Origin of the sequence: Planococcus beijingensis, from assembly GCF_016820615.1 — a bacterium.
GTDB lineage: Bacteria > Bacillota > Bacilli > Bacillales_A > Planococcaceae > Planococcus > Planococcus notacanthi.
In genome coordinates this window covers 160,400-173,142 of the sequence record NZ_JADHDZ010000004.1, presented here as the reverse complement: position 1 = coordinate 173,142, position 12,743 = coordinate 160,400, and the positions used below count along the sequence as shown (strand labels likewise).

The following is a 12,743-nucleotide window of genomic DNA, read 5'->3' as shown; positions in this document are numbered from 1 at the left end:
TAGTGGTTATTTTCTCTCAAAGGTACTAGAATTGAGAAAATTATGATATATTATTCTTTAGAATGACCGATATGCAAAAACAAGGGGGAACTAAGATGAAGAAATGGAGTCTTTTAGCACTACTATTAGCAATGCTGCTCGTACTTGCTGCCTGCGGATCCGATGAAAGTGAAGAAGGTTCAACAGGCGGGGAAGGCGGCACTGAAGGGGAAACTTATACAGTGGGAATCGATACAACTTATCCGCCTTTCGAATTTGAAGTGGATGGCGAATATACAGGAATCGATATTGATTTGATCAAAGCGATTGCTGAAAATCAAGAATTCGAAATTGAATTCAGTCCGATGGATTTCGGTGGCATTATTCCTGCCTTGCAAGCCGGCCAATTGGATGTAGCAATTGCCGGTATGAGTATTACCGATGAACGCAAAGAAGTGGTCGATTTTTCTGACCCGTACTTTGATGCCGGTTTATCGCTGGTAGTAGCTGAAAGCAACACGGATATCACAGCCTTGGAAGATTTGGAAGGCAAGACAGTAGCGGTTAAGAGCGGAACAACCGGTGCCCAATTTGCCCGTGACAATGAAGGTGAGTTTGGTTACACAATTGCTCAATTTGAAGACAGTCCATCCATGTTCCAGGAAGTGTCAAACGGCAATGCTGATGTGTTGCTTGAAGATTATCCCGTTATCGCTTATGCCATTGCTGAAAGCGGACTTGATCTGAAAACAGTAGGTGAGCGCTTAACTGGTGACCAGTACGGAATCGCTGTATTAAAAGGGGAAAATGCAGAGCTTCTTGAGAAGATCAATGCAGGTCTCCAGGAATTGCGCGACAGCGGAGAATACGATGAAATTCTAGCGAAGTATATCGCAGCAGAATAAAAATGGATGCAGCGCGCAGAAGCGCGCTGCATTTTTTGATGCAAAGGGGATGTGGATATGGATACAATTATCAACGCTTTTCCGTACTTAATGGAAGGGCTGCAAGTTACGCTCTATATTTTTGCTATCGCAATTGTGATCGGATTCCTGATTGGTTTAATCGTTGCGCTATTCAGATTGGCGCCGCTGAAAATCCTGAATTGGATCGCGAAAATCTTTGTTGATGCCATTCGGGGCACGCCGTTTATCGTCCAGTTGTTCTTCATCTATTTCGGGCTGAATTCCTTGGACTTTATCTCGTTGGACAATACGACAGCAGGGATTGTAACAGTAGCCATCAACGCAGGCGCTTACTTCTCTGAAATTATCCGTGCGGGTATTCAGTCGATCGATAAAGGACAAACAGAAGCGGCGCGTTCACTGGGACTGAATTCAACACAGAACATGCGCTATATCATTTTACCTCAGGCTTTCAGACGAATGCTGCCGACCATCACCAACCAGGCGATTATTTCATTGAAGGATACGTCGCTGTTATCGGTTATTGGAGTGGCGGATTTGACGCAAGAAGGCCGTATCCAGGCCAGTGCTACATTTGATGCTTTTAATGTGTACTTGATCTTAGGGATTATTTACTTTGTGGTCATATATCTGCTCTCCATGCTGGCGAGCTTTGTAGAAAGGAAGTTTGTTTTGCGATGACAATGATCAGAGTGGAAAATTTGAAAAAATCATTCGGCAACCTGGAAGTTATAAAAGACATGAGCACTGTGGTAGAAGAAAAAGAAGTCATCTGTGTAATCGGCCCATCCGGTTCAGGGAAAAGTACATTTCTGCGCTGCTTGAACCGGTTGGAAGAAATTACGGGCGGACATGTCTATATAGAAGGTGTTGACATCACGGATTCTAAAATAGACATCAATAAAATTCGACAGGACGTCGGAATGGTGTTTCAACAATTCAATTTGTTCCCTCATAAGTCGGTATTGGAAAATGTCATTTTGGCACCGATGAAAGTGAAGAAAAGCGATAGAAAAGCGAGTGAAGCGAAAGCCTATGAGCTGCTTGATAAAGTTGGTTTGCGGGAAAAAGCAAAAGCTTATCCGGGGGAACTGTCAGGCGGCCAAAAACAGCGCGTGGCAATCGCCCGGGCATTGGCGATGGATCCAAAGATCATGCTTTTTGATGAACCGACGTCTGCACTTGACCCGGAAATGGTGGGGGACGTACTCGATGTCATGAAACAGTTGGCGCGTGAAGGCATGACCATGGTCGTTGTGACGCATGAGATGGGATTTGCAGCTGAAATGGGTGACCGTGTATTGTTTATCGATGGCGGATATATCGTGGAAGAAAATGTGCCGAAAGAATTGTTTGGCAACCCGCAGCATGAGCGGACAAAAGCGTTCTTAAGCAAAGTATTGTAGAAAAATGCGCCTGCGGGCGTATTTTTTTTATCCTTTAGCTGGTGGAATCGTATTCTAAGTGCAACGGACCGTATTTCTCTTGTTTTGGATCGTATTTTAGTGTAAGTAGACTGTATTTCCTGAAAATGCCAAAACAAAAACCGGTCTGGATGAAAATCCAGACCGGTTCAGTTCATTAAGATTTATTCTTCGTCAAAGACGTGAACTTTTGTCATTTTGTCGCCATTGCTCATTGCTTTAGCCGTTTCCAATCCTGAAGTCACTTGCCCGAAAACAGTGTGGACTCCGTCAAGGTGTGGCTGTGGTGCGTGAACGATAAAGAATTGGCTTGAGCCAGTGTCTTTACCGGCATGCGCCATTGATAAGCTTCCTGCTTGGTGCTTATGCGGGTTGCCTTCAGTTTCGCATTTGATTGTTTTGCCGCTGCCGCCAGCACCAGTACCGGTCGGGTCGCCGCCTTGGCTTACGAAGCCAGGAATTACGCGGTGGAATGTTACGTCGTTATAGAAGCCAGAGTTTGCAAGCTCTTCAAAGTTTGCAACTGTGTTAGGTGCTTCGTTCGGGAAAAGTTCGAATTCGATGATTTCACCGTTTTCCATGTGGATGTGTCCTTTTTTAGCCATTCTAAAACATCTCCTTTATAATTGGTTCATTTTCCAGTATATCGATTTTTGGGTTGGCTGTATAATCATTTGGCACATTATAGAGCTTTTAATGAACCGCCTTCTACTACAAGCGATTGGCCAGTCATGTAAGAGTTGGCTGCTGAGGCAAGAAAAACAATGATTTTCGCAAATTCTTCCGGTTCGCCATAGCGGCCAGCAGGAATGGACGCTTTACTTTTCTTAGAGATTTCTTCTGCGGAAACTCCTTGTTTGTCTGCAGCGATCTGATCCAATTCCGCTACACGGTCTGTTGCGAAGCGGCCAGGTCCAACTGTGTTGACGAGGATGTTGTCGCCTGCGACTTCGCGCGCAAGGGTTTTTGCAAAACCGATCATTCCTGCACGAAGCGTATTGGACAAGATCAAGCCATCAATCACTTCTTTTGTTGAAGAAGAAGAGATGTTGATGATGCGTCCAAACTGCTGTTCCTTCATATAAGGTAGAACAGCGCGAGAGGTACGGATATAGCTTAATAAATTCTGGTCGAACGCCTTATACCAATCAGCATCTTCCACTGCGTCAAATCCGCCGGCTTTAGGCCCGCCTGTGTTATTGATCAACACATCAATCCGGCCGAATCGATCAGCGACGAATTGGACCAGTTTCTGGATGTCTTCTTCTTTGGAAATATCGCAAACGTGCGGAAACACTTGCTGGTTTCCAGAAGCCTCTTTGATTTCAGCAGCTGTTTCGTCTAGGGATTGCTGATTGCGGCTTGAGATAATGACTGTCGCCCCTTCTTTTGCAAATTCCGTCGCCGTTGCTTTGCCGAGCCCTTTGCTTGAAGCCATCACAATCACAATTTTTTCACTGATTCCTAAATCCACTGTACTCATCCTTTCTTATGTATCCATCCTTCAGTTTACGAATAAAATACAGATAATTCAAACTTTTATTTTTGAATTTCCGCCATAAGTCCAATGGCGTGAATCTGGGGTAAATATGATAGGATATAGTTATTGAGTAGATTAGGAGTGTTATAAATGGAAGAACGCGAAGTTTTTGATATAACGATTATCGGCGGCGGGCCAACTGGCTTGTTTGCTTCCTTTTACGGCGGTATGCGCAAAATGAAAGTAAAAATTCTGGATAGTTTGCCGCAGCTTGGCGGACAGCTTACTGAATTGTATCCGGATAAATTCATTTACGATGTAGGTGGATTTTCAAAAGTGCTGGCAAAAGATTTGGTGGACAATTTAGTCCAGCAAGCAAAATATGGCGATCCGGAAATTTGTCTGGAAGAAACCGTAACAGCTGCAGAACGCCACGGAGATCATTTTGTCATTCAGACGGACAAAGGCCTGCATTACACAAAAGCTATTTTGTTGACTGCGGGAGTTGGGGCATTCCAGCCGCGCAAATTGGCAGTAGAAGGCTGTGAAGCTTTTGAAGGCAAAACGCTTCATTATGGAGTTAAGGACCTGACTGTTTTCAGCGATAAAAAAGTGGTCGTTTTAGGCGGCGGCGATTCAGCTGTCGACTGGTCGATGATGCTTGAAAATGTAGCATCCCATGTAACGTTGAGCCATCGCCGAGACAAAATGACAGCGCATGAGGCAAACATCGATGTCTTGATGGCCTCGACAGTGGAAGTGAAAAAACCTTACGGCGTGAAAGAACTGGTTGGAGAAAATGGCCAAATCAGCGAGCTTGTGCTGGTCGATAAAGAAGGCAATGAAGAACGTCTTGACGTAGACCACGTTATCGTCAACTACGGCAACATCACATCATTAGGTGCCATCAAGGAATGGGGACTCGAGATGGATAAAAACTCGGTCATCGTCAACTCTAAGATGGAAACCAGTATCCCAGGCATCTACGCTGCAGGCGATATTGCCACATACGAAGGCAAAGTCAAACTGATCGCTGTAGGCTTCGGCGAAGCACCGACAGCCATTAATAATGCGAAGTCTTATCTGGATCCGAAATCGAAAGTTCAACCATTACACAGTACAAGCGTTTTTAAATAAAATCCAAAAAGATCCGGCGCATTAAAATGCGCCGGATCTTTTTGGGTTTTTTTAATGTCTTCTATTCTTTTTCGCCAATGGATCTAATGAGGCGGCTTTAAGGAAAGAAACACCCATTAAAATGATAACCACCGAGAAGGGCAGGGCTGCAATGATCAATGAGTTTTGCAGGCCTTGTGTGCCGCCTGTATAAATAACGATGGCTGCTACGGCTGATTGAATAAGGCCCCATGTGATTTTCACCAAATTCGGCGGGTTCAACATGCCGCCCGTTGTTTGCATGCCAAGCACGAATGTCGCTGAATCGGCAGAGGTGATGAAAAAGATGGCAATGACGAATAAGGTGATGATCGATAGCAACGTGCCAAGTGGATAATATTGCAAAACACCGAATGTGGCCGTCTCAAGACTGTAATCGGAAATTTTTGCAATGTTGTTCTGCTCCAGGTTCAATGCGGAAACGCCGAACACCGCGAAAAAGATGAAGCATACCAGCGAAGGCACCAGCAGTACCCCGAGCATAAACTCTTTGACTGTGCGTCCCCGGGAAATACGGGCAATGAAAATGCCGACGAATGGTGCCCAGGAAATCCACCATGCCCAGTAAAATACCGTCCAGCCGTCAACCCAAGCGCGGCGTTCTTCATTGATCGGCTCGAGATTAAAGCTCATGGAGAAGAAATTGGTTAAATAGCCGCCAATCGCATCTGCAAACGAATTGAAGATGTAGAGCGTCGGTCCGACAATCAATAAGAGCAAAAGAAGGACAAATGCCAAAATCATGTTTATGTTACTTAAATACTTGATGCCGCGGCCGATTCCGGACGAGGCAGAAGCAATGAAAAGAACCGTGGCAACTCCAAGGATCAGCATCTGAAAAGCGAAGTTATTCGGTGTTCCAAACAGGAAGGAAATCCCTTCATTCATTTGGGCAGATCCGAATCCAAGCGTGGATGCGACGCCGATGACTGTTGCGAAGACAGCCAGCGTATCAATCAATTTCCCAAGTGGGCCAGCCATCAGCTTTTTCCCGAATAAGGGAATAAGAGTGGCGCTGATCAATCCTGGGGCATCGTTATGAAATTTAAAGTAAGCCAGAACCAATGCGACGATTCCGTAAACTGCCCAAGCATGCAGACCCCAGTGGAAAAAAGAGAATTGCATCGCTTCCTGGATTGCTTGATCGGACCCCAATTCGGAGCGTGGAGCGCTTATGAAGGCATGGGAAATCGGTTCAGCTGTTGTCCAGAAAACCAAGCCCATTCCCATACCGGCACTGAAAAGCATCGCAAACCAGGAGGGCAGGGAGAATTCGGGTTTATCATCAGGTTTTCCCAACTTTAAATTGGAAAATCTGGAGAAAATCAAATACACACAGAAAACAAGTATCAGGAAAACGGTCAAAAGATAGTACCAACCGAATGTGCTGGAAATTGCGGCTGTCAATTCCCCTGTTTGTGATTTGAATCCTGCAGGCGAGGACAATCCCCAAACAACCAAGCCCATACATACTGATAATGCAATCCAAAAAACCGATGTTACATTCTTCAAACGAATTCCCCCTATAAACTGTTCTTTAATTAACATTTACATATTCCCTGATATTCCTCTACTAAACTGTTTTTGTTGTTTAGCTTCCCAGCACAAAATAAAATACGATAATTATTAGTTTTATTACAGAATGTAACAATACACCATTCCGTGTCATGAAATTGTTATCTTCCATCTGCCGTTCTGTCATGTTCCTGCAATGTGGAGGTGTTATGATCGTTCAAGTTAGTGAAAAGGAGGAATTTCAATTTATGAAAAAGCAAATCGTTACACTAACTGCTATCGCAGCTTTAAGTGTGGGAGCAGCAACGTCAGCAAGTGCATCATCTTATACAGTACAGCCAGGTGACACTCTTTGGGGTATTTCACAAGATAAGAACGTATCAGTAGAAAACCTAAAAGGGTTAAACAGCCTTTCATCCGATTTAATCTTGCCAAGCCAGGAACTAAAAGTCGATGGACAAGCAACATCAGAAAAGAAAGCCGACAACTCAACATATACAGTTAAATCGGGAGATACATTGGCAGAGATCGCCAACGCACATGGAATTCCATTAGACAGCTTAATGAGTTGGAATGGCATTTCTGGATACATGATTTATCCAGGCGAAACGTTAACCGTTAAAGGCGGCACAGCAGCAGAAAAAGCACCAGCTAAAACTGCAGCAGCACCAGCTAAAGAAAAAGCACCAGCACCAGCTCCAAAAACAGCAAGCGCTCCTGCACAAAAAGCACCGGCAGCCGCTTCATCTCAATCAGGTAAAACAATGACTGTTTCTGCGACAGCTTACACAGCTTATTGCGCAGGATGCTCAGGAACTACAGCAACTGGAATTGACTTACGTTCAAATCCAAACCAAAAAGTAATCGCAGTTGATCCTTCAGTAATTCCTTTAGGCTCTAAAGTTTGGGTTGAAGGATACGGAGAAGCTATCGCTGGAGACACCGGCGGAGCAATCAAAGGCAATAAAATTGATGTCTTTATTCCTTCACAGGGAGCCGCTTTAGAATTTGGCCGCAAAAATATTACTATTAAAGTTCTTAACTAATATTCGTATTGCTACACAGCCGAGGTGACCAATCCCTTGGCTTTTTTATGTTCAAAATTTTAAGAGAAACGATTCCTGAAGTTACCCGGGAATCGTTTCTTTTTTTTGAAGTTCAATGCAGCTGCTTCCTTATATTTGAAATAAATTTATTTTAGATTAATGAATAAGAACTTTTTGATAGGGTATAGTATTTAATATTACGAATTTTCTTTAAAATAAAGGGGGACAGAAAAATGGCGAAAAAAGACAAAAATTTTTCACGGCGTGATTTTTTGAAGACCTCAGGAATCGCGACAGGAGCTTTAATTGGCGGCGGCATTATTGGAGGTCTGATTGGGGCCAATACCAACCAGCAGGACTCAGCATCCACTGCACCCGGAACTCCGCAAGGATCAACAGGATCCCCAGGTGGGGTCAGGGGGCTGACATTCTTCAAAAACAACGCGGAGTTTGAAATATTGAACCAAGCTACTGAACGAATTTTTCCGGAAGACGATTTAGGGCCAGGTGCAATTGGTTTAGGTGTCGCTTATTTTATCGATCAGCAGTTAGCGGGCAGCTATGGTGAAAATTCGAAGGAATACATGCAAGGTCCTTTTTATGAAGGGGAAACAACGCAAGGCTACCAAAGCCGTTTAAAGCGAAATGAAATGTTCCGACAAGGAATCCAGATCATGCAACAGGAAGCTCAAAGCCGTTTTAATGCCAACTTTGTAGACTTGGAAGGTGGGCAGATGGATGAAATTCTGACAGCTTTCCAGGAGGATGAAATTCAAATGAGAGGTACGACTTCGTTGTTCTTTTTCCGTCTGTTGAGGCAGGCTACTTTAGAAGGAGCTTATGCAGATCCGATATACGGCGGCAATCACAATATGGAAGGTTGGAAGATGAAAGGATTCCCAGGCCACCAAGCAGCTTATATCAATGAAATTGACAGTGAAGATTTTGTAGAAATCGAACCTCAATCACTGGGGATGGAGCATTAATTGAAAAGGGGGAACTTGCATGGTAACGACTTTAGACAGCGTGGATGTAGTTACGGTAGGAGTGGGTTGGACAGGGGGAATCATTGCCGCTGAGTGTGCCAAAGAAGGACTGAAAGTAGTAGGGCTGGAACGTGGACGCGAACGGGGAACAGCGGATTTCAGCATTGTTCACGATGAATACCGCTACGCAGTTCGTTATGAATTGATGCAGGATTTATCACGGGAAACTGTCACTTTCCGCAATAATCGGCAGCAGCGTGCATTGCCGATGCGTCAGATGGGTTCTTTTTTATTGGGAGAAGGATTAGGGGGATCAGGCACTCACTGGAACGGCCAAAATTGGCGTTTTCTTCCTTATGATTTTCAAATCAAAACGATGACCGATGAAAAGTATGGGGCTAATAAACTTCCGGCTGAATATACCCTGCAGGATTGGGGAATCACTTATGATGAATTGGAACCGTATTTTGACCGTTTTGAAAAGACCGCGGGCATCTCTGGCGAGGATAACAATCCGTTTTGGGGCAAACGGTCTAGCCCCTATCCGACACCGCCGATGAAAAAAACGCCGATTCTGCAGCGTTTTGAAACAGCTTCTACCAACTTGGGGCTGTCGCCTTTCATGATGCCATCAGCCAATCTGTCAGAAGCTTATGAAAATCCCGACGGACAGCAAATCAACGCATGCCAATACTGCGGATTCTGTGAACGTTTCGGTTGCGAGTACGGCGCAAAAACCTCTCCGGAAATTACCGTTGTGCCAGCTGCGAAAGAAACAGGCAACTACGAAATCAAGTTTAATGCCAACGTTGTCGAAATCATGAAGGAAGGCGACCGAGTTACAGGGGTACGCTATTTTGATACAGAGACTTTTGAGGAATTCATTCAACCGGCGAATGTGGTTGTTCTGACAAGTTATATGATGAATAATGCGAAGTTGCTGATGGTGTCTCAAATTGGCGAACAATACGATCCGGAAACAGGCCGGGGGACGCTGGGCAAAAACTATGCCTATCAGATCTTGCCGGGAGCATCTGGATTCTTTGATGAACAGATGAATACCTTTATGGGAGCAGGCGCTCTGGGAATGACGGTAGATGACTTTAATGGGGACTCTTTTGATCATTCTGACCTTGACTTCATACATGGTGCCAGCTTATCTATCACGCAAACCGGTTCCCGTCCGATTCTGCACAATCCAATCCCGCCGGATACGCCTTCTTGGGGTGCAGATTTCAAACGTGCATCGATTGAAAACTATACCAGATCGTTGAGCATCGGCGGCCAGGGGGCTTCCATGCCGCATAAAGAAAACTATATGGCGCTGGACGGAACTTATAAAGACATCTACGGAGTGCCATTGCTGCAGCTCACCTATAATTTCACGGATCAGGATCGTGCGCTCCACAGCTATTTGACGGAAAGAGCGGGCGAAATCATGCAGGAAATGGGTGCGAAAACAGTAGTCGGCGGCAATCCAATATCAGATTATGACATTGTTCCTTATCAGACTACCCATAATACTGGAGGAACCATCATGGGTGCCGATCCGGGTACTAGTGTCGTCAATAATTTCCTGCAGCATTGGGATGCGGAAAATTTATTTGTCGTAGGAGCCGGGAATTTTGCGCACAATGGAGGCTACAACCCGACGGGAACCGTTGGGGCATTGGCTTACCGCTGCGCAGAAGGTGTTATCCGCTATAGTCGCGAAGGCGGATCACTTGTTTAGTAATAGAAAAGAATTTCGCTCAGAGGAGAGTTATTCTCCTCCACTGAGTGTTAGTTGAACCATACTGACCGTTAAAGCGGGATAAAGGAGGAAAAACAACATGGGTGGATTAGCGTCAATTGGTGTACCAGGACTGATTATTATACTGGTCATTGTGTTAATTATATTTGGGCCCAAAAAGTTGCCCGAAATCGGTGGGGCAGTCGGCAAAACCTTTTCTGAGTTCAAGCGTTCGACCAAAGGGCTGATGGATGACGATGACGAGGAAGTCGTGAGAAAAGAAACGGTTGAAGACAAGGAGTTAAAAAAATCTGACAAGCTATGAAGGTGGTTAAATGGATCCGTATGGAGACAGAAACTTAACGAGTCCGTTGCGTAAAAAAAAGGTGCAGCCGGAAAAGCCTATAGAAAAGAATGAGAGAAAAATGCCGGAGCCTCCCATCAAAAAGCCGGAACCTCCAGTGGAAGAGCCCGGAATGCAAGTAGAAACCTTAGTCGACCACCTGGGAGATTTGAGGAAACAATTGATTAAAAGCGCGATTGTGTTCTTGTTTTTTTTGCTGGTCGTTTTCTCCACGTTAAACTTCTGGTTTCCTTACATTGTTAAAGGTTATGATTTGGTCATTTTAGGGCCGCTGGAAGTTATTAAATTCTATACTTCTATTTCTGCAACATTGGCTCTCGGGCTGTCCTTGCCATTTCTGATTCATTTCATTTGGCAATTTGTAAAACCTGGCCTTGAAGAAAAAGAGGCGCGCTTTCTTGGCCTGTATTCTCCGGTCATGCTGTTGCTTTTTGTGCTAGGAATTGCATTTGGCTATTTCATCGTCAACCCATTGAGTTTTCAATTTTTGATCGGTATGGGGATGGCCAATTTCGACGTCATGATTTCTGCAAACGAGTATATCCATTTTTTGATTATGACGACCGTTCCTTTAGGGCTGCTTTTTGAAATGCCGATTATTGCCTTGTTTCTATCTTCTATCGGCGTACTGACTTCGGGTTCAATGAAAAATGTCAGAAAATGGTCCTATCTTGTTCTAGCGATTGTTTCAGCATTGATTACACCACCGGATTTTTTAAGTCAGTTGTTGGTCTTGATTCCGATGGCCGGTTTATATGAAGCAAGTATCTTTATCATCAAGAAAACAGAAGACAAAAAAGCTGCAATTGAAGATACGGTTCTCTAAACAAAAAAGGCTGCAGCTATGTAGCCTTTTTAGTTATAATTAAAAGAAAATTCTGATATTTATTGGTAATCCTTTCTTAACTGCTATACACTGAAAGAGCAAGTGAATGTCAGAAAATCCGTAAGTGGAAAGTAGTTATCCATAATGAGGAGGATGAGACATGGCAGTGAAAATTACAGAAATTGAAGACTTAAAAAAAGTGGATGTTTCAAAGCTGGTAGAAGAAAGCGAAGCAGAAGGCTACCGTTTTCTGAGACGGCTTGTGGATCAGTATGAAGATGGCAGCAATACTTTCAATAAAACAGGCGAAGTGTTGTATGGGGTGTGGGACCATCATGACCAATTGGTCGCAATCGGAGGCTTGAACCGTGATCCTTACTCCGATAAAGAAGGGGTTGGCAGGCTTCGGAGGTTCTACATTTCCGCAAATGCCCGCCGACAAGGCATCGGGACAAAGTTACTGCAACAGATTTTAAAAGATGCGCAAGGCCATTTTAGGGAATTGGTTGTACGCACAGATTCTTCTGCAGCGGATGCCTTCTACCGGGCAAACGGATTTTCAGGAGATCTGGGATTGCCGGAAGCCACCCACGGCATTGTTTTAGAACGGGAACATCGGAAAAAGGCAGAGTAACACCCCAAGTAAACGGCTTGCCTGCGCAAGCCGTTTTGTCTTGTCCTGAATTCTTGTGGAAAACGCCCAGCGCAGCACGATATATGGTAACGTAAATAGAAACGGCAGCCTATCTTTTGGGAGAATGCAAAAGGGCTGCCACAAACGAAAACAGGCTAGGAGAGATTGGATGGAAATGTCGAACTGGAAAGGCGCAGCAGGCGTCTGTGTCAATGAGAAGAACGAAGTCTTGTTGGTATTGCAAGGTGTGCCGGGAGAAGAAAAGAAATGGACGGTGCCGGCGGGAGGAGTGGAAGGGAATGAAACGCTGGAGCAATGCTGTGTGCGTGAATTTTTCGAAGAAACCGGTTTGACTGTTCAAGTTATCGAAAAGCTGAACGTGAGAGCAGGAGAATATGAAGATTCGGCTGTGTCTTTCGAAGTCACCTACTTCAAAGTGGAAGTGACAGGCGGCGAAATCACTTTGCAAGAAGGCGACGAATGGATTGTTGATGTAGCGTGGAAACCGATTTCTGAACTTGAGGAGCTGGAATTGGCTTATCCTGACGATGCTACGCTGATTGGAACACTGGCAATTCAGTAAGCCGTTGAGGGCTTATTGGATTATAAAAAAAGTAAAACGGGTAATTACGGTAATAACAACAATCCAAGGAGG

14 protein-coding genes are annotated in these 12,743 nt (G+C 44.6%); 11 read left to right on the top strand and 3 right to left on the bottom strand.

What is annotated here, in order from left to right:
• Nucleotides 1-95: 95 nt before the first annotated feature.
• From IRE19_RS11820 to IRE19_RS11810, 3 genes are read left to right on the top strand one after another with little or no spacing between them, the layout of a single operon-like run.
• Nucleotides 96-884: a transporter substrate-binding domain-containing protein gene (locus IRE19_RS11820; protein WP_203340525.1), complete on the top strand. Its 789-nt coding sequence runs from the start codon at nt 96-98 to the stop codon at nt 882-884.
• Nucleotides 885-941: 57 nt separating this feature from the next.
• Complete coding sequence (locus IRE19_RS11815) at nt 942-1,586, top strand: amino acid ABC transporter permease (RefSeq protein ID WP_203340524.1); 645 nt, start codon at nt 942-944, stop codon at nt 1,584-1,586.
• Nucleotides 1,583-2,311, top strand: a complete 729-nt coding sequence (locus IRE19_RS11810; RefSeq protein WP_284700317.1) for an amino acid ABC transporter ATP-binding protein — start codon at nt 1,583-1,585, stop codon at nt 2,309-2,311. Before IRE19_RS11815 ends, IRE19_RS11810 begins: the two co-directional genes overlap by 4 nt.
• Before the next feature lie 182 nt (nt 2,312-2,493).
• On the opposite strand, the gene IRE19_RS11805 is transcribed toward IRE19_RS11810, so the two are convergent.
• Nucleotides 2,494-2,934, bottom strand: a complete 441-nt coding sequence (locus tag IRE19_RS11805; RefSeq protein WP_146558378.1) for a peptidylprolyl isomerase — start codon at nt 2,932-2,934, stop codon at nt 2,494-2,496.
• Nucleotides 2,935-3,011: 77 nt separating this feature from the next.
• Nucleotides 3,012-3,803, bottom strand: coding sequence for an SDR family oxidoreductase (locus IRE19_RS11800; RefSeq protein ID WP_203340523.1), 792 nt, complete (start codon nt 3,801-3,803; stop codon nt 3,012-3,014).
• A gap of 156 nt (nt 3,804-3,959) precedes the next feature.
• Between IRE19_RS11800 and IRE19_RS11795 the strand changes: the two genes are divergently transcribed.
• On the top strand, nt 3,960-4,946 hold the full coding sequence (locus IRE19_RS11795; protein WP_191715428.1) for an NAD(P)/FAD-dependent oxidoreductase: 987 nt from the start codon (nt 3,960-3,962) through the stop codon (nt 4,944-4,946).
• 51 nt (nt 4,947-4,997) lie between these two features.
• Here the strand turns inward: IRE19_RS11795 and IRE19_RS11790 are convergent, their stop codons facing one another.
• Complete coding sequence (locus IRE19_RS11790; RefSeq protein WP_203340522.1) at nt 4,998-6,497, bottom strand: BCCT family transporter; 1,500 nt, start codon at nt 6,495-6,497, stop codon at nt 4,998-5,000.
• Between the two features lie 251 nt (nt 6,498-6,748).
• Between IRE19_RS11790 and IRE19_RS11785 the strand changes: the two genes are divergently transcribed.
• From IRE19_RS11785 to IRE19_RS11755, 7 genes are all read left to right on the top strand, one after another.
• Nucleotides 6,749-7,546 carry a LysM peptidoglycan-binding domain-containing protein gene (locus IRE19_RS11785; RefSeq protein ID WP_203340747.1) on the top strand — a complete coding sequence of 266 codons (798 nt, stop codon included), beginning with the start codon at nt 6,749-6,751 and terminating at the stop codon, nt 7,544-7,546.
• A 233-nt stretch (nt 7,547-7,779) separates the two neighbouring features.
• Entirely contained in the window at nt 7,780-8,532 is a 753-nt protein-coding gene (locus IRE19_RS11780) for a gluconate 2-dehydrogenase subunit 3 family protein (protein ID WP_203340521.1), read from the top strand.
• A 19-nt stretch (nt 8,533-8,551) separates the two neighbouring features.
• Nucleotides 8,552-10,264 (top strand): GMC family oxidoreductase, encoded by a 1,713-nt coding sequence (locus tag IRE19_RS11775; protein ID WP_203340520.1) that lies wholly within the window; start codon nt 8,552-8,554, stop codon nt 10,262-10,264.
• A 100-nt stretch (nt 10,265-10,364) separates the two neighbouring features.
• On the top strand, nt 10,365-10,589 hold the full coding sequence (tatA, locus tag IRE19_RS11770; RefSeq protein WP_203340519.1) for a twin-arginine translocase TatA/TatE family subunit: 225 nt from the start codon (nt 10,365-10,367) through the stop codon (nt 10,587-10,589).
• A 10-nt stretch (nt 10,590-10,599) separates the two neighbouring features.
• Nucleotides 10,600-11,454 carry a twin-arginine translocase subunit TatC gene (gene tatC / locus IRE19_RS11765; RefSeq protein ID WP_203340518.1) on the top strand — a complete coding sequence of 285 codons (855 nt, stop codon included), beginning with the start codon at nt 10,600-10,602 and terminating at the stop codon, nt 11,452-11,454.
• 160 nt (nt 11,455-11,614) lie between these two features.
• Nucleotides 11,615-12,088, top strand: coding sequence for a GNAT family N-acetyltransferase (locus tag IRE19_RS11760; RefSeq protein WP_203340517.1), 474 nt, complete (start codon nt 11,615-11,617; stop codon nt 12,086-12,088).
• Between the two features lie 175 nt (nt 12,089-12,263).
• Entirely contained in the window at nt 12,264-12,671 is a 408-nt protein-coding gene (locus tag IRE19_RS11755; protein WP_203340746.1) for an NUDIX hydrolase, read from the top strand.
• Nucleotides 12,672-12,743: the final 72 nt, after the last annotated feature.